22 protein-coding genes are annotated in these 20,446 nt (G+C 71.7%); 10 read left to right on the forward strand and 12 right to left on the reverse strand.

Going from position 1 to position 20,446, the window contains the following annotated elements:
- Positions 1-42 precede the first annotated feature (42 nt).
- The 4 genes from KALB_RS33480 to KALB_RS33495 all read left to right on the forward strand — a co-directional run bounded on the left by KALB_RS33480 (position 43) and on the right by KALB_RS33495 (position 5,524).
- Complete coding sequence (locus KALB_RS33480) at positions 43-1,332, forward strand: ribonuclease D (RefSeq protein ID WP_025360037.1); 1,290 nt, start codon at positions 43-45, stop codon at positions 1,330-1,332.
- A gap of 76 nt (positions 1,333-1,408) precedes the next feature.
- Positions 1,409-2,632: a thiolase family protein gene (locus KALB_RS33485; protein ID WP_025360038.1), complete on the forward strand. Its 1,224-nt coding sequence runs from the start codon at positions 1,409-1,411 to the stop codon at positions 2,630-2,632.
- Positions 2,629-4,734, forward strand: coding sequence for a 3-hydroxyacyl-CoA dehydrogenase NAD-binding domain-containing protein (locus KALB_RS33490; RefSeq protein ID WP_025360039.1), 2,106 nt, complete (start codon positions 2,629-2,631; stop codon positions 4,732-4,734). Before KALB_RS33485 ends, KALB_RS33490 begins: the two co-directional genes overlap by 4 nt.
- A 70-nt stretch (positions 4,735-4,804) precedes the next feature.
- Positions 4,805-5,524, forward strand: a complete 720-nt coding sequence (locus tag KALB_RS33495; RefSeq protein WP_025360040.1) for a DUF72 domain-containing protein — start codon at positions 4,805-4,807, stop codon at positions 5,522-5,524.
- Positions 5,525-5,526: 2 nt separating this feature from the next.
- Here the strand turns inward: KALB_RS33495 and KALB_RS33500 are convergent, their stop codons facing one another.
- The 3 genes from KALB_RS33500 to KALB_RS33510 are packed head-to-tail and all read right to left on the reverse strand — an operon-like array spanning position 5,527 to position 6,919.
- On the reverse strand, positions 5,527-5,925 hold the full coding sequence (locus KALB_RS33500; RefSeq protein WP_025360041.1) for a type II toxin-antitoxin system VapC family toxin: 399 nt from the start codon (positions 5,923-5,925) through the stop codon (positions 5,527-5,529).
- On the reverse strand, positions 5,925-6,197 hold the full coding sequence (locus KALB_RS33505; RefSeq protein ID WP_025360042.1) for a type II toxin-antitoxin system Phd/YefM family antitoxin: 273 nt from the start codon (positions 6,195-6,197) through the stop codon (positions 5,925-5,927). Before KALB_RS33505 ends, KALB_RS33500 begins: the two co-directional genes overlap by 1 nt.
- A 29-nt stretch (positions 6,198-6,226) precedes the next feature.
- Positions 6,227-6,919, reverse strand: a complete 693-nt coding sequence (locus KALB_RS33510) for a hypothetical protein (protein WP_025360043.1) — start codon at positions 6,917-6,919, stop codon at positions 6,227-6,229.
- Positions 6,920-7,068: 149 nt separating this feature from the next.
- Here KALB_RS33510 and KALB_RS33515 point away from each other — a divergent pair, with 149 nt between their 5' ends.
- The 4 genes from KALB_RS33515 (at position 7,069) to KALB_RS33530 (ending at position 9,205) form a co-directional block, all read left to right on the forward strand.
- Positions 7,069-7,428 carry a peptidase inhibitor family I36 protein gene (locus tag KALB_RS33515; RefSeq protein WP_025360044.1) on the forward strand — a complete coding sequence of 120 codons (360 nt, stop codon included), beginning with the start codon at positions 7,069-7,071 and terminating at the stop codon, positions 7,426-7,428.
- A gap of 13 nt (positions 7,429-7,441) precedes the next feature.
- Positions 7,442-8,389, forward strand: coding sequence for an NAD(P)/FAD-dependent oxidoreductase (locus tag KALB_RS33520; protein ID WP_201771849.1), 948 nt, complete (start codon positions 7,442-7,444; stop codon positions 8,387-8,389).
- Between the two features lie 71 nt (positions 8,390-8,460).
- On the forward strand, positions 8,461-8,853 hold the full coding sequence (locus tag KALB_RS33525; protein ID WP_025360046.1) for a hypothetical protein: 393 nt from the start codon (positions 8,461-8,463) through the stop codon (positions 8,851-8,853).
- A complete protein-coding gene (locus tag KALB_RS33530; protein ID WP_148309755.1) occupies positions 8,837-9,205 on the forward strand; it encodes a hypothetical protein in 369 nt (122 codons plus the stop codon). Before KALB_RS33525 ends, KALB_RS33530 begins: the two co-directional genes overlap by 17 nt.
- A 7-nt stretch (positions 9,206-9,212) precedes the next feature.
- Here KALB_RS33530 and KALB_RS33535 read toward each other — a convergent pair whose 3' ends face one another.
- The 9 genes from KALB_RS33535 to KALB_RS48885 all read right to left on the reverse strand — a co-directional run bounded on the left by KALB_RS33535 (position 9,213) and on the right by KALB_RS48885 (position 18,936).
- On the reverse strand, positions 9,213-9,956 hold the full coding sequence (locus tag KALB_RS33535) for an arylamine N-acetyltransferase family protein (RefSeq protein ID WP_025360048.1): 744 nt from the start codon (positions 9,954-9,956) through the stop codon (positions 9,213-9,215).
- Position 9,957: 1 nt separating this feature from the next.
- Positions 9,958-11,085: a sensor histidine kinase gene (locus tag KALB_RS33540; RefSeq protein ID WP_025360049.1), complete on the reverse strand. Its 1,128-nt coding sequence runs from the start codon at positions 11,083-11,085 to the stop codon at positions 9,958-9,960.
- Between the two features lie 80 nt (positions 11,086-11,165).
- Entirely contained in the window at positions 11,166-11,858 is a 693-nt protein-coding gene (locus KALB_RS33545; RefSeq protein WP_025360050.1) for a response regulator transcription factor, read from the reverse strand.
- A 57-nt stretch (positions 11,859-11,915) separates the two neighbouring features.
- Positions 11,916-13,844, reverse strand: coding sequence for a 1-deoxy-D-xylulose-5-phosphate synthase (gene dxs, locus KALB_RS33550; protein ID WP_025360051.1), 1,929 nt, complete (start codon positions 13,842-13,844; stop codon positions 11,916-11,918).
- Positions 13,845-14,117: 273 nt separating this feature from the next.
- Positions 14,118-14,687: a TIGR03086 family metal-binding protein gene (locus tag KALB_RS33555; protein ID WP_025360052.1), complete on the reverse strand. Its 570-nt coding sequence runs from the start codon at positions 14,685-14,687 to the stop codon at positions 14,118-14,120.
- A 40-nt stretch (positions 14,688-14,727) separates the two neighbouring features.
- Positions 14,728-15,021, reverse strand: a complete 294-nt coding sequence (locus tag KALB_RS47165) for a hypothetical protein (RefSeq protein ID WP_025360053.1) — start codon at positions 15,019-15,021, stop codon at positions 14,728-14,730.
- A 120-nt stretch (positions 15,022-15,141) separates the two neighbouring features.
- Positions 15,142-15,666, reverse strand: a complete 525-nt coding sequence (locus KALB_RS33565) for a helix-turn-helix domain-containing protein (RefSeq protein ID WP_025360054.1) — start codon at positions 15,664-15,666, stop codon at positions 15,142-15,144.
- A gap of 64 nt (positions 15,667-15,730) precedes the next feature.
- Complete coding sequence (locus tag KALB_RS48880) at positions 15,731-16,927, reverse strand: class I SAM-dependent RNA methyltransferase (protein ID WP_042221065.1); 1,197 nt, start codon at positions 16,925-16,927, stop codon at positions 15,731-15,733.
- On the reverse strand, positions 16,924-18,936 hold the full coding sequence (locus tag KALB_RS48885) for an APC family permease (RefSeq protein ID WP_030108758.1): 2,013 nt from the start codon (positions 18,934-18,936) through the stop codon (positions 16,924-16,926). Before KALB_RS48885 ends, KALB_RS48880 begins: the two co-directional genes overlap by 4 nt.
- A gap of 167 nt (positions 18,937-19,103) precedes the next feature.
- Between KALB_RS48885 and KALB_RS33580 the strand changes: the two genes are divergently transcribed.
- Positions 19,104-19,769 carry a potassium channel family protein gene (locus tag KALB_RS33580; protein ID WP_025360056.1) on the forward strand — a complete coding sequence of 222 codons (666 nt, stop codon included), beginning with the start codon at positions 19,104-19,106 and terminating at the stop codon, positions 19,767-19,769.
- The gene (locus KALB_RS33585; RefSeq protein ID WP_025360057.1) at positions 19,769-20,428 is read left to right on the forward strand and encodes a potassium channel family protein; all 660 of its coding nucleotides are present in this window, start codon (positions 19,769-19,771) and stop codon (positions 20,426-20,428) included. The genes KALB_RS33580 and KALB_RS33585 overlap by 1 nt, the downstream gene beginning before the upstream one ends.
- Positions 20,429-20,446 lie beyond the last annotated feature (18 nt).

Genomic DNA, 20,446 nt, shown 5'->3' on the forward strand with positions numbered 1-20,446 from the left:
TCCACGCCCGCGCGGGGCGTGGAGGACGTAGGGTCTTCCGCCGTGGATGCACCCTGCTCTGAACCGACAGGTCCTACCGGAGACAACCCGGTACCGCTGACGGAACCCGCTGAGGGAGTTCCGCCCGTGGTGTCCGATCCGACAACGCTGCGGCGCGCGGCCGCGGCGCTGTCGGGCGGGACGGGCCCGGTGGCGGTGGACACCGAAAGGGCATCGGGCTACCGCTACTCGCAACGCGCCTACCTGGTGCAGTTGCGACGGGAAGGCGCAGGAACAGTGCTGGTCGACCCGGTCGCGCTCAGCGGCCGGATCGACCCGCTGGCAGAGGCGTTGGAAGGCACCGAGTGGGTGCTGCACGCAGCCTCCCAGGACCTGCCATGTCTGGCGGAACTGGGACTGCGACCCACGGTCCTGTTCGACACCGAGCTGGCAGGCCGGCTTGCCGGCTTCGACCGGGTCGCCCTCGGGGCGATGGTCGAGCGCCTGCTCGGGTATCGCTTGGAGAAGGGGCACGGCGCGGCCGACTGGTCGCGCCGTCCTCTCCCCGAGGACTGGCTCACCTACGCCGCGCTGGACGTGGAACTGCTCGTCCCGCTGCGCGACGTGCTGGAGCGCGAGCTGACCGCCCAGGGCAAGCTGGACTGGGCGTTGCAGGAGTTCGAGGCGGTGCGCACCGCGCCGCTGTCCAAGCCGAGGGCCGAGCCGTGGCGCCGCACCTCCGGCATCCACCGGCTGCGCAACCCCCGCCAACTGGCCGCGGTGCGCGCCCTGTGGGAGGCCCGGGACGGCCTGGCCAGGCAGCGCGACATCGCACCGGGACGGGTGCTGCCCGACAGCGCGATCATCGACGCCGCCGTGAACGACCCGGCCACCGAGCCCGAGCTGCTCGCCCTGCCGGTGTTCCGCGGCCGCTCGCAGCGCCGCAGCGCGCGGGTCTGGTCCGAGGCCCTGGCCGCCGCCCGCGAGCTCACCCGCAAGGAGCTCCCCGAGGTCTCACCGCCGCACGACGGCCCGCCGCCGCCCAACCGGTGGTCCGACCGCGACCCCGACGCCGCGGCCCGCCTGGCGGCCGTCAGAGCGGCGCTGACGGGCATCGCCGACCGGCTGCGCATGCCGGTGGAGAACCTGCTGCTGCCCGACCTGGTCCGGCGCACCTGCTGGGAGCCGCCCGCCGACCTGGGCGTGGCCTCGGTGACCGAGGTGCTGCGCGCGGGCAACGCCCGGCCGTGGCAGGTGGAGCTGGCCGCCGGGCCACTCAGCGAGGCGCTGCGGACTACGGCAGCATCTGCCAGTGACGTACACGACAAGCCCCCACTGGTTACCGGCGAGTAACTGAGGCTAGAGTCTGGGTTACCGGCCGGTAGTGATCCCGGCCGAACCCGCTTGACTCACCGAGGAGGAGCACGCCGTGGCCGCACCCGTAGCGACGCAGCGTGCCGTTCGGAACGTGGTCTTCGTCGACGGCGTGCGCACGCCGTTCGGCAAGGCCGGTCCGAAGGGCATCTACGCCGAGACCCGCGCTGACGACCTGGTCGTCAAGGTCATCCGCGAACTGCTGCGGCGGCACCCCGAGCTGCCCCCGGAGCGGGTGGACGAGGTGGCCATCGCGGCCACTACCCAGATCGGTGACCAGGGCCTGACCATCGGCCGCACCGCCGCGCTGCTGGCCGGGCTACCCAAGTCGGTGCCCGGCTACGCCGTGGACCGCATGTGCGCCGGCGCCATGACCGCGGTGACCACCGCGGCCAGCGGCATCGCCTTCGGCGCCTACGACGTGGTCATCGCGGGCGGGGTCGAGCACATGGGCCGTCACCCGATGGGTGAGGGCGTGGACCCCAACCCGCGCTTCCTCGCCGACCGCCTGGTGGACACCTCGGCCCTGGTCATGGGCCAGACCGCGGAGAACCTGCACGACCGGTTCCCCGGCATCACCAAGGAGCGCGCAGACGCCTACGCGGTGGCCTCGCAGGACAAGTACGAGGCCGCGGTGAAGGCGGGCAAGATCGGTCCGGAGTTCGTCACCGTGGCCACCCGCTCCGCCGAGAAGGGCTGGGGCCTGGCCACCGCCGACGAGCCGCCGCGCCCGGGCACCACCGTGGCGAACCTGGCCGGGCTGAAGACCCCGTTCCGCCCGCACGGCCGGGTCACCGCGGGCAACGCCGCCGGGCTCAACGACGGCGCCACCGGCTGCCTGCTCGCCGATGAGGAGACCGCCAACGAGCTGGGCCTGCCGGTGGGCATGCGGCTGGTCGGCTACTCCTTCGCGGGCGTGGAGCCCGAGGTGATGGGCGTCGGTCCGGTGCCGGCCACCGAGAAGGCGCTCAAGCGTGCCGGGCTGACCATCGACGACATCGGCCTGTTCGAGATCAACGAGGCCTTCGCCGTTCAGGTACTGGCCTTCCTGGACCACTTCGGCATCGCCGAGGACGACCCCAGGGTCAACCAGTGGGGCGGGGCCATCGCCACCGGCCACCCGCTGGCCTCCTCCGGCGTGCGGCTGATGACCCAGCTGTCCCGCCAGTTCGCCGAGCGCCCCGACGTGCGCTACGGCATCACCACCATGTGCATCGGCATCGGCATGGGCGGCACCGTGATCTGGGAGAACCCGCACTTCGAGGGAGGCGACAAGTGATCACCGCTGAGCAGGCCAAGGCCGCCTTCCCGGACGAGGTGGTCACGAAGGCCACCACCCGGCTGATCTCCGTGCCCGGCGTGTCCGGGCAGGTCGCGCTGATCACCATCGACAACGGGCACGACCACACCAGGCCGTCCACCTTCGGGCCGCAGAGCCTGGTGAGCCTGAACTCCGCGCTGGACGAGGCGATCGCGGCCAAGCCCGCGGCCATCGCCGTGACCGGCAAGCCGTTCATCTTCGCGGTGGGCGCGGACCTGTCCGGGGTGGAGCAGGTCGCCGACCCGGCACTGGCCCGCCAGATCGCGCAGACCGGGCACGACGTGTTCCGCCGGTTCACCGAGTCGCAGATCCCGACCTTCGCCTTCGTCAACGGCGCGGTCATGGGCGGCGGCCTGGAACTGGCGCTGTCCTGCCACTACCGCACGCTGGCCGCCAACGCCGCCGCGATCTCCTTCCCGGAGGTCTTCCTCGGCCTGTTCCCGGGCTGGGGCGGCACCCAGCTGCTGCCGAACCTGATCGGCGCGGACGCCGCCGTGACGGTGATCATCGAGAACGCGCTGAACCAGAACAAGATGCTCAAGCCCGCGCAGGCCGCGCAGCTGGGCATCGTGGACGTGCTGCTGGACTCCGCCGACTACCTGGAGCAGTCGCTGCTGTGGCTGTCCAAGGTGCTCGCGGGCGAGATCAGGCCGGAGCGCAAGGAGATCGACCGGGGCGCGGGCTGGGACGCCGCGCTGGCCCGCGGTCGCGCCTTCGTCGAGGCCAAGACGCACGGGGCCTCCCCCGGCGCGCTCAAGGCCCTGGAGCTGCTGGAGCTGGCCCGCGGCAACGACCTCGACGCCGGGTACGCCGCCGAGACCGACGGGCTGGCCGAGCTGCTGCTGACCGACGAGCTGCGGGCCGGGCTGTACTCGTTCAACCTGGTGCAGAAGCGGGCCAAGCGCCCCGCGGGTGCCCCGGACAAGTCCCTGGCGCGGCCGATCACCAAGGTCGGCGTCGTGGGCGCGGGCCTGATGGCCAGCCAGCTCGCCCTGCTGTTCGTGCGCCAGCTCAAGGTGCCGGTGGTGCTCACCGACATCGACCAGGCGCGGGTGGACAAGGGCGTCGGCTACGTGCACGGCGAGATCGACAAGTTGCAGGGCAAGGGCAGGCTGTCCCCCGACGCCGCCAACCGGCTCAAGGCGCTGGTGAGCGGCTCGCTGGACAAGGCCGCCTTCGCCGACGCGGACTTCGTCATCGAGGCCGTGTTCGAGGAGCTGTCGGTCAAGCAGCAGGTGTTCGCCGAGGTCGAGGAGCACGTCTCCGCCGAGTGCATCCTGGCCACCAACACCTCCTCGCTGTCGATCACCGAGATGGCCGCGAAGCTGGCCCACCCCGAGCGGGTCGTCGGCTTCCACTTCTTCAACCCCGTCGCCGTGCTGCCGCTGCTGGAGATCGTGCGCGGCGAGCAGACCGACGACGCCTCGCTGGCCACCGCGTTCTCCGTGGGCAAGCAGCTGAAGAAGTCCTGCGTGCTGGTCAAGGACGCGCCCGCGTTCGTGGTCAACCGGCTGCTCACCCGGTTCCTCGGCGAGGTCATCGCCGCGGTGGACGAGGGCACCCCGTTCGAGGTCGCCGACAAGGCCCTGGAGCCGCTCGGCCTGCCCATGAGCCCGCTCGTGCTGCTCCAGCTCGTCGGCCCCGCCGTCGCGCTGCACGTGGCCGAGACGATGCACGGGGCGTTCCCCGACCGGTTCGGCGTCAGCGAGAACATGCGCAAGTTCGTCGCTGCCGGTAAGACGGGCGTCTACACATGGGACGCCCAGGGCAACCAGTCGGTCGACCCCGAGGTCGCCGCGCTGTGGCAGCCCGGCGACAAGCCGCTGACCGCCGAGCAGCTGCGCACCCGCGCCGAGGAGGCCCTCGCGCAGGAGATCCGGCTCATGCTGGACGAGGGTGTCGTGGCCGAGGCGCAGGACATCGACCTGTGCCTGATCCTCGGTGCTGGCTGGCCGTTCTGGCTGGGCGGCATCACCCCGCACCTGGACCGCACCGGCGTGTCCGAGCGGGTCACCGGCAAGCGGTTCCTGGCTCCGGGCGTGGCCTCCGTGCCCGCCTGATCCCCGCGCACCGTCGGGGCCGGTCGTGCGTTCGCGCGCGACCGGCCCCTTCTTGTCGGATCATGGAGTGGTGATCCGTATCGGGACCTCCGGCTGGGTGTACCCCGAGTGGCGCGGGCCCTTCTACCCCAAGGGGCTCGTGCAACGCCGTGAGCTGGAGTTCCTGTCCCGCAAGGTGAACTCCATCGAGATCAACGGCTCGTTCTACTCGCTGCGCACACCCGCCAACTACCAGTCCTGGGCCGCCCAGGTACCCGAGGACTTCGTGTTCGCCGTGAAGGGCCACCGGTTCGTCACCCACGTCAAGCGCCTGCACGCCGTCGCTGAGGCCGTGCACGAGTTCTTCGACTCCGGCGTGCTCACCCTCGGCCCCAAGCTCGGCCCCGTGCTGTGGCAACTACCGCCAAGCCTGCACTTCCAGCCCGACCGCCTGCGCGATTTCCTCGCCGTGCTGCCCGATTCGGTGCGGCACGCCGTCGAAGCCCGGCACTCCAGCTTCGACACGCCCGAGTACTTCGCCCTGCTGCGCGCCCACAACGTCGCTTCCGTCATCGCCGACACCGCTGGCGCCCACCCGCGCTTCGACGTCCTGACCGCCGACTTCACCTACGTGCGCCTGCACGGCGGCGCCGAGCTGTACGCCAGCGCCTACAGCTCGCCCGAACTCGACTCGTGGGCCGCCCGTGTGCGTGCGTGGGCCGCCACCGGTGACGTCCATGTGTACTTCGACAACAGCATGCACGCCCACGCCCCGCACGACGCCCTGTCGCTGGCGGGGCGGGTGGGGTGAGCTCAAGCGCCTGGGCTCGCCGTGGGCAACCCTATTGCTCCGGCTGACGCGAGCAAGCGCTTGTCATAAGTGACGAATGCCGTCAGGGCTTCACCGAGTGCCGCGTGCGCGGTGGCGAGGTGGATCGCGTCCAGTGACCGCAGGAGCGGGTCCTGGTAGGCCGCAGCCGTGGCGCGCACGAGGTCATCGATCTCGTAGATGGCGATGCGACGCAACACAGCGGGCACGCTGCCGAGCAGTTCGGGTTCGCTGCGCCGCAACGCCCGGGGCACCTCGACCTCGGACAGCGCGGAGGAGACGAGCATCGTGCCCTGGCGCGCGTCCAGCCAGTCGACGAGCTCGTCACTGGCGACCTCGCGGCGGATGAGCTTGATCAGCGCCGCGGTGTCGAGGTAGATCATCAGTAGCGTTCCTCGTCCCGCAGCCCGCTGACCAACTCGCCCGCCTCGTGATCGGCGCGTACCGGCCCCCGCGGCCTCGGCATCGGCCCACCGACGGTCGGCAACCGGAGCTTGCCCGAAGCGATGCGGTCCGCCAGTGGCTGCGGCGTGGGCGGCACGATGCGGGCGACCACGACGCCCCGCTCCGTGATCTCGACTTCCTCGCCGCGCTTCACCCTCGCCAGCACACCCGCGGTGTCCTGGTTGAGCTGGCGGACGGGGACTTCGCTCATGGGAACACGGTACTACAAGTTGTACTACATCAGCCCACCACTGACAGGCGGCACACCGGGCGGGTGGTCAGCCTGCCGTGGTAGCTGCCGGGCACGACCAGGTTGGGCTGGCCGTCGATCTCGGCGACCACGTCCTCGCCGACCTCCACGGCCACGGCGCGCGCGGCGGGGCGGGTGGTGGTGACACCGGCGAACACGGCGGTGACGACCATGCCCTCGGCGGTGGGCCGCAGCACGAGCTCCTCGGCGTCGCGGGCCCGCCCGCCACCGTCGGTCCAGGCGACGCGGCCCAGCAGGCGCAGTTCGCGCACGACCACGTCCTGGCGGCCGTTGTCGCGGGTGATCAGCACGGCGGGCTGGTGGGTGCGGATCAGCCGGCCGCTGTCCTCACCGATCTCGCCGGGCACGACCACCGGCACGTTCCACATCGCGCCGCAGCGCTCGGCGGCGGCGGTCAGCGCGCGGTTGGTGGCCACGACCAGGTCGGCTTGCGGGGTGGCGGAGAGTTCACCGAGACCGGGGATGGGGGTCAGGTCGACGAGGTGGCCCCCGCGCTCGCGCACGACCTCGAGCAGGGCGTCCTTGGTGGCACGGCTGGACTTGTCGAAGCCGCGCAGCACGGCGACGGTCCGGAAGTCGGGGAGCCGGCGGATGGCTTCCACCAGTGCGCGCTGGTCACGGCGCAGTGCGGGAGCGGGACGGGACATCAGGGTGCTTGCCACTCACCGTTCTTACCCTGCCCCACACCCCGAAAAACCCGATCTTGGCGTGCGCTTGCTCACCTCGGCCGACACCAACGGGTGACAGTGGTCCGTTCCGGCCCCGCGACGGGCTCTGAACTGGCGGAGTTGTCCAACGGAGGGAGTACCCGATGTCGACCAGGATCCTGCTCGGACTCACCGCGGCCGTCCTGCTGGCCGCCGCGGCACCCGCGGCCGCGGCCACCGCCGAGGACGCCAAGTGTGACGCGGGCGAGTTCTGCGCGTGGAGCGGACCGAACTACACCGGCAAGTCGGTGCGGCTGAACCTGGAGACCGCCAACCCCAACGAGTGCGTGCCGCTGCCCGAGAAACTGGTCGCCAGATCGCTGGTGAACAGGCTGACCCGTGATGTGTCCGTCTACCAAGGAGCGAAGTGTTCGACCGAAGCGGAGTTCACCACCTATCCCAAGGGCGGCACCTACGTGCCCGACGCGCCGTTCGTGGTGCGGGCCATCCAGATCTGGGACTGACTAGCCTGACCCGGTGACCGTGACCGTGATCGGCGCCGGCGTCGCCGGACTGGCCTGCGCCAGGGCCCTGGTCGACGCCGGCGTCGCGGTCACCGTGCTGGAGCGGGACACCGTGGTGGGCGGCCGGCTGTCCACCGAGTCCCACGAGGGCCGTCCCACCGATGTCGGCGCGGCCTACTTCACCGTCAGCGACCCGGGTTTCGAGGCCGTCGTGACGCGGTGGCGGGACAAGGGGCTGGCCAGGCCGTGGACCGACACGCTGACGGCGATCGACCGGCACGACCACGTGGCCGCGCCGGGACCGATGCGCTGGGCGGCGCCGCGCGGGCTCAGGTCGCTGGCAGCGGACCTGGCCGCCGGGTTGCCGGTCACACTCGGCCGGGCGGTCCGCTCAGTCGGCCCCGGCCCCGTAGTGGACGGATCGCGCGCGGACCACGTCGTGCTGGCCATGCCCGGCCCCGAGGCGTTGCCGCTGCTGGCCGAGGACCTGTCGGCCGCCCGCGCCGCCGCGGCCGCACAGCGCTGGCAGTCCTCGATCGCCGTGACGCTGCGGTACGCGGAGCGGACCTGGCGGTTGCGGGGCGCGTTCGTCAACGGGCACGGGCAGTTGCGGATGATCTGCGACGATGGCTCGCGTCGCGGCGATGACGCCCCCGTGCTGGTGGCTCACACCACAGCCGAGTACACCGCCGAACACCTGGACAACCCCGAGCGCGCCGCTGAGGACGTGGTGCAGGCGCTCAGCTACGTCATCGGCCTCAGGCAGCAGCCACTGTCCCGGCACGTGCGGCTGTGGCGGTACGCCCAGCCCGAGCCGGTCACCGAGGCCCCGTTCCACCTGGACGAGCAGGGCATCGGCCTGTGCGGGGACGCCTGGGGCGCCACGCCCCGCGTGCAGACCGCCTGGCTGTCGGGCACCGCGCTGGGCCAGGAGATCGCCCGGCGGCTGCTCCCCGGTTAGGGGCTGTTGCGCTCCCGCCGATCGGCCTAGGGTCGAGGTGATCTTGTTCGGTGTAGCGGGAAGGGTGCGTCATGGCGACGTGGAAAGACCTGGTGGCCTTCATCAGGACCGAGTACCGGGTCGTGGAGGAGACGCGCGACGAGATCAACATCTACGTGGAGTTCGAGGATGAGCGCAGTCAGCTGATCTGGCTCAGCCGTGAGGTGCTCGACGGCCGCGAGGAGTGGGTGCAGATCGCCTCCCCGTTCGCGATGGCCGGGCAGGTCAACCTGAACGCGGTGCTCAAGGAGATCGGCGAGACCACGGTGGTGGGCGGGGCGGCGATCATGGGTGAGCACGTGGTGCTGCGGCACTCGCTGCCGCTGTCGAACCTGGACATCAACGAGTTCGTGGACCCGCTGGCGCTGCTGGCGGGCACGGTGGACTCGTTGGAGGAGACCTTCTCCGGTGGCGACGCCTTCTAGACGGGCCGGGGCGGCCGTGGCGCTGGTGCTCGCGGCCGCCGGGTGCGCGGGCGGCACGGAACCGGCCGCTCCCACCACCACGACGACCACCGCGGTCGACGCGGTGACGGCGTGCACCAACCAGTTGGCGTACTGGGCGCGGGAGGCGCTGCGCAACGCCCGGGACACCGGCCTGGACTACCAGGAGATGGGCCTGTCCGGGGACCAGTACGACGCGCTGCTGGCGTTGCTGGGCAAGGCCCGCGAACTGGGCGCGCAGGCCACCCCGAACTGGATCGCCGAGCAGGCCAAGGCGGCGTGCACCCGGCTCGCCGCAGCGCCGAGCACCTCGCACGCACCGGGTTGGCCGTGAACGCCCGCTAGCTCCGCACCACCGGCACGCGGTCGAGGTCGAAACCGAAGTGCTCGCGGTAGGCGGCGAGCACCGCGGTGTCCCCGTGCAGTTCCTGTTCGGTGCGCTGCCCCTCGACGGTGTGGATCAGACGGGTGCCGCTGAGCGTGACGCGGCCGTCAGCGGTGAGCCGGGAACAGGTCAGCGACTTGGTGAACCCGGAGTCGGGCGAGTTCTGCTGCCACCAGCACATCGCGGCGAACTCGGTCAGTTCGCGGGGCCGTGTCTCCAACCGGTACTGCGGCACACCGTTCTGGAGCACGTCGATGTCACCGTGCTCGGCCTCGGCGAGCTGGAACACCCCGCTGGGATCCTGTTGCTCAGCAAAGGAATCCAGGCGCAACGGGTAGCGGCTGAACCGCCCGAAACCCACGTCGAGCAGCAGGTCGCCGACAGCGAGCGCGAGGTGGTCCAGGGGCGGGCCGAGCCGGTCCTGGCCGTACACCCGCGCGGCGAGCAGCCGCACGGGGTGCCCGAGCGCGGTCAGCAGGGCGGCGAACAACCCGTTGAGCTCGTAACAGAAGCCGCCACGGCGCCGGGTGATCACCTTGTCCATCAGTGCGTCCAGGTCCAGGCTGATCGGCTCACCGAGGTGGATGGCCAGGTTCTCGAACGGAATGGCGAGCAGGTGCCGCTCCTGGAGCACCGGCAGCGGATCTCCCGCCTCGGCGCCGATCCTGGCCAGATACTTGTCCACAGTGGACTGGTCCATGTCATCCCCCCGGTTTGCTCGGCAGGCGCACGGTGACGGCCAGCCCGCCACCGGGCACCGGCTCGGCGTGCACCACCCCACCGTGCGCGCCCACGGCGGCCCGCACGATGGACAACCCGAGCCCGGTCCCGGTCCGCGCGGTGCGGTCCACCCCGCCGCGCCGGAAGGGCTCGAACAGCTCGTTGACCCGCTCGCTGTCCACCTGCTGCCCGCTGGAGCTCACCCGCAGCACCGTCCACTGTGGACCGCTCTCGGTCTGCACCTCGATCCAGCCGCCCTCCACGTTGTGCCGGGCGGCGTTCTCCAGCAGGTTGCCCGCGACCCGCTCCAGCAGCGCGGGATCGCCCACGGCCGAGGCGGGCACGGTGCGGAAGGTGGCCTGCACACCCCGGGCCTCGGCCTCCAGCCGGGCGGAGCGCCAGGCGCTGGCGACCACGGCGGACAGGTCGACCGGTTCGTGCACGACCAGGCCGATGCCGTCGGTGCGGGCCAGCAGCAGCAAGGACTCCACCAGCTGCTCGGCGCGCAGCGCGGCGGTGCGCACGACCTGGGCCATGCGCCGGAGCTCCTCGGCGTCGGCATCCTGGTCGGAGAGCGTGACGTCCAGCTCGGTGCGGATCACGGCCAGCGGGGTGCGCAGCTCATGACTGGCGTTGGCCACGAACCGGCGCTGCGAGTCGAAGGCGGCTTGCAGGCGGTCGAGCATGGCGTCGAAGGTGTCGGCCAGCTCGGACACCTCGTCGCGCGGGCCGTCCAGGTTGATGCGCTCGCCCAGGGACTCGGCGGACAGCCTGCGGGCGGTGCCGGTGACCTCGTGCAGCGGGCGCAGCACCCGCCCGGTGAAGGTCCACGCGAGCACGGCCGCCGCCAGCAGCAGGAACACGAACGCCACCAGTCCGGTGCCGAGCACCTGCGCCCTGGCGTGGTCCTGGAGCACCTCACCGAGCTGGGCCGCCTCCACGGCGGCCCCGTCCACGATGACCTGACTGCCCGGTGGCAGCTGGGGCACGGCACCCCGCACGGCCGCGCCCACCAGCAGCCAGCCCAGCCAGAGCAGCACCGCGCTGACCGCGGCGACGATGCCGACCGCGATCAGGGTGATGCGCAGCCGCAGGCCGGGACCACGCATCACTGCCGCGACTCGCTGGCGCTCGCCGCAGCGCTTCGCGCAGGCACTGTGCTTGATGATTCGCTCGCAAGCTCGCTCATCTAGGCGCGGTCCTGCGCGGTGACGGCCTTGCCAGCGGCGGGCACCCGGTAGCCGGAGCCGACCACGGTCTCGATGATGCCGGGCTCGCCGAGCTTCTTGCGCAGGGTCATCACGGTCACCCGCACGGTGGTGGTGAACGGGTCGGCGTTCTCGTCCCAGACCCGCTCCAGCAGTTCCTCGCTGCTGACCACGGTGCCGCCGGCGGCCATCAGGACCTCCAGCACGCCGAACTCCTTGCGGGTCAGGTCGACGAGCTGACCGGCTCTGGTGACGGTGCGCTTGGCCGGGTCCAGCTGCACGTCGGCGGCGATCAGCACCGGCGGGGTGGCCGGGGTCGCACGCCGGGCCAGTGCCCGCACCCTGGCCACCAGCTCGGCGAAGGCGAAGGGCTTGGCAAGGTAGTCGTCGGCGCCCAGGGACAGTCCCGCCACCCGGTCCTCGACGGTGGTGCTGGCGGTGAGCATGATCACACGGGTGAGCGCGCCGGAGCGCACTATCTCCCGGCACAACTCGTCCCCGGACATCCTGGGCAGGTCACGGTCCAGCACCACCACGTCGTACCGCGTGACGGCGACCTTCTCGTGGCCCGACTCGCCGTCGAAGGCGACGTCCACTGCCATACCCTCACGCCGCAGGCCACGGGCGATCGCCTCGGCCAACGGCTGTTCGTCCTCGACTACCAGGATCCGCACCCCTCCACGGTGCCACAGCCCGGGGACCGGGCGCCGCAGGAGGGGTGCGCGGCGGGCTCAGGCCCCCTTGTGCTCGTCGACCTGCTCGGTCACGGCAGTGGGCTGGCCCACGCGGCCCGCGACCCACTCGGTGACCCGCCTGGCCACGTCCTGGGCGGTCAGTCCGAGCGCGGCCAGCACCTCGGAGCGCGAGCCGTGCTCCAGGAAGCGCTGGGGCACACCGAGGTCGCGCAGCGGCACGTCCACCCCGGCGTCGCGCAGCGCGGCCGCCAGCGACCAGCCGAAGCCGCCGTGCCTGCCCGAGTCCTCCACGGTGACCACCAGCCGGTGCTCGGCGGCCATCTCGACCAGCTCGGCGGGCACCGGCATGACCCACCTCGGGTCCACCACGGTGACCCCGATGCCCTGGTCGGCGAGCCTGCTCGCGGCGGCGACACCCAGCTCGCCGAACGCGCCGACCGCGATCAGCAGCACATCGCCCTCGGCGCCCGCACCGGGCTCGGCCAGCACGTCCACCGAGCCGACGCGGCGCAGCGCGGACACCTCCTCGACCACCGCGCCCTTGGAGAAGCGCAGCACCGAGGGCCCGTCGTCCACGGCGAGCGCCTCGCGGAACTCCTCCCGCAGGGTGCGGGCGTCCCGCGGTGCGGCCACCCGGATGCCGGGGACCAGCCCGAGGATGGACAGGTCCCACATGCCGTTGTGGCTGGGGCCGTCGGAGCCGGTGATGCCCGCGCGGTCCAGCACGAGGGTGACCGGCTGCTTGTGCAGGGCCACGTCCATCAGCAGCTGGTCGAAGGCCCGGTTGAGGAAGGTGGAGTAGAGCGCCACCACCGGGTGCAGACCGGCCATGGCCATGCCCGCCGCGGAGGTCAGCGCGTGCTGCTCGGCGATGCCCACGTCGAAGCAGCGGTCCGGGAAGGACCGCGCGAACTTGTCCAGGCCGGTGGGCGCGAGCATGGCGGCGGTGATCGCCACCACGTCCTCGCGCTCGGTGCCCGCGCGAACCAGTTCCTCGGCGAACACCGAGGTCCAGGACGTCGACTTGGGGCCGAGCGGCTTGCCGGTGACCGGGTCCATGGCACCGCACTGGTGCATCTGGTCGGCCTCGTCGTTCTCGGCGGGCGGGTAGCCGTTGCCCTTGCGGGTGACCGCGTGCACGATCACCGGCCCGTTGAACGCCTTGGCCTTGCGCAGCGCCGCCTCGAGCGCGCCGAGGTCGTGGCCGTCCACCGGCCCCAGGTACTTCAGGCCCAGGTCCTCGAACATCGCCTGCGGGGCCAGCGCGTCCTTGATGCCGCGCTTGGCCGCGTGCAGTGCGGCGTAGACCGCGTTGCCCACCATCGGCGTGCGTTGCAGGGTGCGCTTGCCGCTCTCCAGCACGCGCTCGTAGCCGGGTTGCAGGCGCAGCGAGGCGAGGTGGTCGGCGAACCCGCCGATGGTCGGCGAGTAGGACCGGCCGTTGTCGTTGACCACGATCACCACCGGCCTGGTGCGGTCGGCGGCGATGTTGTTCAGCGCCTCCCAGCACATGCCCCCGGTGAGCGCCCCGTCCCCGACCACGGCCACCACGTGCCGCCGGGACCCGGCCAGCTTGAACGCCTTGGCCATGCCGTCGGCGTAGGACAGTGCGGTGGAGGCGTGGCTGTTCTCGACGAAGTCGTGCTCGCTCTCCGCGCGGCTCGGGTAGCCCGAGACGCCGCCGGTCTGCTTGAGCAGGTCGAACCCGTCCCGGCGGCCGGTGAGGATCTTGTGCACGTAGCACTGGTGGCCCACGTCGAACAGCAGGGCGTCGCTGGGTGAGTCGAACACCCTGTGCAGCGCCATGGTCAGCTCCACGACGCCCAGGTTGGGCCCGAGGTGGCCGCCGGTCTTGGACACCTTGTCCACCAGGAACGACCTGATCTCGGCCGCGAGCTGCTCCAGCTCGTTCTGCTCCATCCGCTTCACATCGGTGGGACCGTGCACGGATTCCAGCAGCGTCACCGCTTCACCTCGCCTGTTGGCACCTGGGGTCAATTCGGGGCCTCGTCCTGCGACCTCACCGCCTGTGAGCGGCGCCGTTCAGTCTACGGAGCAAGGTCGCGCCCGGCTGGCGGGCAGTGGCCGAGAGTGCGGTTGCCCGATGTGCTCAACCGCCGTTCGAACGACACGGTCACCGCACGTCCGGCCCAAGACCCTGCACAGACAGACGTACGACTGCGGGCTGGAGTTGTCCTGCCACCGCAGGAGGTCACCCGCTTGAGTCATTTCTCACGCTCAACCGGTTGGCGGCACCTCCCTGCCCAGGAAGGCGGCGAGCCGGTCGGCCGCGGTGGCCCCGGGCGGCGCGGGCCGCTCCGCGGCGAACGGCCCGCCCTCGGGCCGACCGACCTCGGCGAGCCGGGCCTGCCACATGGCCAGCGCGCGCTCGGCCAGCTCCGGGACCAGGTCGGTGGGCTGCCCGGTGGCCGCCGCCACGTCCCAGCCGTGCGCCAGCATCTCGTTGACCCGCATGTGCACGAGGAACTCGCCGGGGCGCGGGCCGATCGGGGTGGGGTAGCGCCCGGCCAGCGCGCCCGGGGCCGTGGCCGCGGCGCGGAAGGCCCCCACCGCGCGGCCGAACGCCTCGGCGGGCCGCTCGCCGAGGTGGTCGGCGACGCGGTCGGGTCCGGGGCCCTCGGACACGATCGCCGCGAACACCAGGTGCCCGCTGACCAGGTGGTCGACCACCCGACGCACGTCCCAGCCCGCACAGGGCGAGGGCAGCGCGAACTGCTCGGGGCCGACCGCCGAGATCACCCGCTGGGCCTGCTCGGCGACGAGGTCGAACTCGTCCATCACGTCCATGCCCTCAGCCTGGCACCGGGGTCTGACAACTCGCGCGGCGTCAGCCGCTGCCGACGAACGGCCGGAGCAGGTCGACGACCCGCTCCATCCGGTAGCGCGCACCAAGCCGGTGCAGGACCTCGGCCGCGTTGCCATCTGGACGTCTACCCGCGATCACGGCGACCGCGGCCAGCGCACGGGTCCGGTTGACCGCGACTGTGTTGGCTGCGAACTGGCACGGCGGCAGCACCTGGAGGTGCTGTGCCCTGCGGGCCGCCTCACGCGGCTCGACGCCACGCCCGATCAGCTTGCGCGCTTCCGCGTGTTCCAGTTCGGCCAGGATCACGGGCTCCACACCGGCCGGTACATGCCCTCGACCACGAGGGACAGCAGGAAGTCCCTCTGCAGGCCGGGCCACAGGGCGCAGGTGTCGAGCAGAACCGTGAACATCCCAGCATCGTGACAGGGAGGTCTGTCAGTCGGCGGGCGCCGCCCGACGCCGCTCACCGATCGCACGACGGGCACCGCGCAGCCGGTTCAGCACCGCGTCCAGGTCCTCGTCCTCCTCGACGGTGGTGGCCTCCAGCGCCGCGTACTGGTCGGCGCGGCGCTGCTCGCGGTAGGCGAGCAGGTCCCGGAGCGTGATCCGCCGATGGCTCTTGACCCGGTCGAAGGGGATCTGGCCCTCGTCGAGCAGCCGGATCAGCGTGGGCCTGCTGACGCCCAGCAGGTCGGCGGCCTGCTGCGTGGTGAGCGTCTTCGTCACGGGGGCGACTGACACCGCCAGGCCGCTGTTCAGCGCCTCCGCCACCTGCCTCAGCACGCGGTAGAGGTCCTCAGGCAGCTCAACCCGGTCCTCCGGCGCGGTACCGCTGAGGAAGCACGGCACGTCCGGCCGCCCCAGCCCAGCGTCCTCCCTCGCCTTCAGGAAGTCGTAGACCCGCGCGACCTGCTCGCCCTCGTCAGGCAGGTAGGTCTCCTGGTTCACCGCTCGCGCCACGACTCCTCCAATCGCACAAAACGCAACAGGTGTCGTTTTGTGCGTCCACCGCCCTGTGTCGCGGCTAGTCCCTGACCAGCAGCGCCACGCACTCCACGTGGTGGGTCATCGGGAAGGCGTCGAACGCCCGCAGGCGGTCCAGGCGGTAGCCGTGCGCGGCGAACCCCGCCACGTCGCGGGCCAGCGCAGCCGGGTCGCAGGCGACGTAGACGACCCGGTCCGGCCCGCGCGCGGCGAGGGCGTCGACCACGGCACGGCCCGCGCCCTTGCGCGGCGGGTCGAGCACGACCACCTGGGGGCTGCCGTGCAGCCGGGCGAGCACGTCCTCGACCAGTCCCACCCGGAACCGGACCTGGGGCAGGTCCACCAGGTTGGCGCGTCCGTCGGCGACGGCACCGCGCGCGGACTCCACCACGACCACCGAGCCCTCGGCGCCGACCTGCTCGGCCAGCACCGAGCCGAACAGGCCCGCGCCGCCGTAGAGGTCCCACGCGGTGTCGCCGGGGCGGGCGGCCGCCCACTCCCCCACGACCTCGGCCAGGTAGTCGGCGGCCTCGGGGTGCACCTGCCAGAACCCGTGCGCGTCCACGTGCCACTCGCGGCCCGCGGCCCGCTCCACGGCCACGCCGTCGCCCTCGACCTGGCGGCTGCGCCCGCGCTGCGGGTGCTCCACGATGTCCACGCGGCCCCGGGCGTCGGTGGTCAGCTCCAGCTCGGCGCCGCGGGTCCAGCGCTGGTCGTTGGCGTCCTCGACCAGGCCGGGCGCGGCGATCGGGCAGCGCTTGGCGGGGATCACCTTGTGGCTGCGGTGCCCGCGGAAACCCGGGCGGCCGTGGCCGTCGACGACCATGCGCACCCTGGTCCGCCAGTCCACCAGCCCGCCGGGCAGCTCCTCGACCAGCACGTCCACGTCCAGCTTGGCCAGCCTGCTCAGCTGCTCGGCGACCACCGCGGCCTTGAGCGCGCGCTGGGCCTGGCCCGAGGCGTGCTGCCAGTCGCAGCCCCCGCAGCCGCCGGGGTGCGCCAGCGGGCACACCGGGTCCACGCGGTCGGCGGAAGCCTCGAGCACCTGCACGGCGTCACCCCGGCAGAACGAGCCGCCCTTGTCCTCGGTGATCTCCACCAGCACCCGCTCACCGGGCAGGGCGTGCCGCACGAACACGACCCGCCCCTCGGCCCGCGCCACGCAGTGCCCGCCGTGCGCGACCGCGCCGACCTCGACCTCGACCTGGCGGCCGGTCCAGCTCTGCGCCGCGGTCACGAGCGGGCCTTGCGCTGCTGGTGCGGGGTGTCCAGGCCGCGCCGGATGGCACCGGGTGCGACCGTGGCCCGCTCGTCGCGCTTCTTGGCCGAGGCGAGCTGCCAGGGCACGCTGGTGACCATCACCCCGGGCTGGAACAGCAGGCGGCCCTTGAGCCGTAGTGCGCTCTGGTTGTGCAGCAGTTGCTCCCACCACCGCCCGACCACGTACTCGGGCAGGAACACGGTGACCACGTCGCGCGGGTTGTCGGTGCGCACCCGCTTGACGTAGTCCAGCACCGGCTTGGTGATCTCCCGGTACGGGGACTCGATCACCTTCAGCGGGGTCTGGAACTCCTGCTTGGTCCACTCGGCGACCAGGTCGCGGGTGTCGGTGTCGTCCACGTTGACGGTGACCGCCTCCAGCACGTCGGGGCGGGTGGCCTTGGCGTAGGACAGCGCGCGCAGCGTGGGCAGGTGCAGCTTGGACACCAGCACGATGGCGTGGTTGCGCGAGGGCATCACCGCGTTCTTGCGCTCCTGCTGGGCCATGCGCAGCTCGCTGGCGACGGTGTCGTAGTGCTTGCGGATGGCGGTCATCAGGGCGAAGATCGCGGCCATCGCGGCGATGGCGATCCACGCGCCCGCCAGGAACTTGGTGATCAGCACGACGACCAGCACGGCGCCGGTCATCACCAGGCCGATGGTGTTGATCACCTGCGAGCGCCGCATCCTGGACCGCGCCGCGCGGTCCTGCTCGGTGCGCAGCAACCGGTTCCAGTGCAGGATCATGCCCGCCTGGCTGCACGTGAAGGACACGAACACGCCCACGATGTAGAGCTGGATGAGCCGGGTGACCTCGGCGTCGAAGGCCACGATCAGCAGCACCGCGAAGGCGGCCAGGAACACGATGCCGTTGCTGAAGGCCAACCGGTCGCCGCGGGTGTGCAGCTGGCGGGGCAGGTAGCGGTCCTGGGCCAGGATCGAGCCGAGCACCGGGAAGCCGTTGAACGCCGTGTTGGCGGCCAGCACCAGGATGATGCCGGTGACGAAGGAGATGTAGTAGAAGGCGGGCGGGAAGTTGCTGAACACCGCCGCGGCGATCTGGGCCACGATCGTCTTCTGCTGGTAGCCCTCGGGCGCGCCGGAGAGCTGGGCGGCCGGGTTGTCGGCGAAGTTCACGTGGGTGAGCCCGGCCAGGGTGATGATGCCGATCAGCATGGTGACCGCGATCACACCCATCAGCAGCAGGGTGGTGGCGGCGTTGCGCGACTTGGGCTTGCGGAAGGCGGGCACCCCGTTGCTGATCGCCTCGACACCGGTCAGCGCGGCGCAGCCGGAGGAGAAGGCGCGCAGGATCAGGAAGGCGAAGGCGATGCCCGTCCAGGAGCCCTCGCCGTGCAGGGTGAACCCGGCCGACTCGGCGCGCAGGTCGGCGCCGAAGGCCGCGCGGACCAGGCCCCAGACCACCATGCCGAAGATGCCGATCATGAACCCGTAGGTGGGAATGGCGAAGGCCGTGCCCGACTCGCGCAGCCCGCGCAGGTTCATCGCGGTGAGCAGGCCGACCACCAGCAGGCAGAACAGCACCTTGTGGTCCCCGATGAACGGGATGGCCGAGCCGATGTTGGCGATGCCCGAGGCCGTGGACACCGCCACGGTGAGGATGTAGTCCACCAGCAGGGCGCTGGCCACCGTCAGGCCGAAGGTGCCGCCGAGGTTGGTGGTGGCGACCTCGTAGTCGCCGCCGCCGCTGGGGTAGGCGTGCACGTTCTGCCGGTAGGAGGCCACCACCACCAGCATGACCAGGGCGACCACCACGCCGATCCAGGGCGCGAAGCTGTAGGCGGACAGGCCGCCAACGCTGAGGGTCAGGAAGATCTCCTCCGGGGCGTAGGCCACGGAGGACAACGCGTCGGAGGCGAACACCGGGAGGGCGATCCGCTTCGGCAGCAGCGTGTGCGCGAGGCGGTCGCTGCGGAAGGGTCGGCCGAGCAGGAGGCGTTTGGCCGCGGTCGCGAGCTTGGACACAACGGCACAGCGTAGGCGAGGCCGTCACCACATCGGAGCAACCATGGGTAGGTTGGTGCCCAAACCGGCCCATTGGGACGTCGGGGGCGGTGCTGACCCCATCGTCACGGCGTCCGGGTAGCGTGCAGCGCGCATCAGGGGGAGGGCACCCCGGAGGAGGATATTTCGTGCACGTCGTGGTCATGGGCTGCGGTCGGGTGGGGGCCTCACTGGCCAAGTCACTGGAACGGCTCGGCAACCAGGTAGCTGTCATCGACAAGGACGGCCAGGCGTTCCGGCGCCTCGGCAACGACTTCCACGGTCAGCAGGTCGTGGGCAACGGCTTCGACCGGCAGGTGCTGGTGGCCGCCGGGGTGGAGCGGGCCGGTGCGCTGGCCGCGGTGTCCAGTGGGGACAACTCCAACATCATCACGGCCAGGGTGGCCCGGGAGACCTTCGGCGTGCAGCACGTCGTGGCGCGGATCTACGACCCCAAGCGGGCGGCGGTCTACGAGCGGCTGGGCATCCCCACCGTGGCCACCGTGCCCTGGGCGACCGACCGGTTCCTGCGCATGCTGGTGCCCGAGGGCTCGGCCACGGCGTGGCGGGACCCCTCCGGCACGGTGGCGGTGCTGCCGCTGCCCGTGCACGAGGGCTGGGTCGGCAGGCCCATCGCCGAGTTGCAGGAGGCCACCGGGTGCCGGGTCGCGTTCATCATGCGCTTCGGCACCGGGGTACTGCCCCAGCCCAGCAGCGTCGTGCAGGCCGACGACGAGATCTACGTCGCCGCGCTGTCGGGGACGATCACCGAGGTGACCGCCGCGGCGGCACAGGCACCTGAGGAGAGCCACTGATGCGGGTCGCGATCGCGGGCGCCGGGGCGGTGGGCCGGTCCATCGCCCATGAGCTGCTCGGTGGCGGGCACCAGGTCATGCTGATCGAGCGGGACCGGGCGCACTTCGAGCCGGGCACCGTCGAGCAGGCGGAGTGGGTGCACGCCGACGCGTGCGAGCTGTCCTCGCTGGAGGACGCGGGCATGCAGCTGTGCGACGTGGTGATCGCCGCCACCGGGGACGACAAGGTCAACCTGGTGGTCTCGCTGCTGGCCAAGACCGAGTTCGCGGTGCGCCGCGTGGTGGCCAGGGTCAACGACCCCAACAACGAGTGGCTGTTCACCGAGGCCTGGGGCGTGGACGTGGCCGTGTCCACGCCGAGGATGCTGGCCGCGATGGTCGAGGAGGCCGTCAGCGTCGGCGACCTGGTGCGGCTGATGACCCTGCGGCAGGGCCAGGCGAACCTGGTGGAGATCACCCTGCCGGAGGACAGCCCGCTGGCGGGTCAGGCCGTGGAGCAGCTGTCGCTGCCCAAGGACTGCGCGCTGGTGACCATCCTGCGCGGCGGCCGGGTGATCGTGCCGCAGCCGGACGACCCGTTCGAGCCCGGGGACGAGCTGCTGTTCGTGACCTCCGCGGACGTGGAGCACGAAATCCAAGCAGCCCTCGGTTTGTCCTGATACCGCTGTGCCCCCAAC

This window comes from Kutzneria viridogrisea DSM 43870 (assembly GCF_000525635.1).
GTDB classification, from domain to species: domain Bacteria; phylum Actinomycetota; class Actinomycetes; order Mycobacteriales; family Pseudonocardiaceae; genus Kutzneria; species Kutzneria viridogrisea.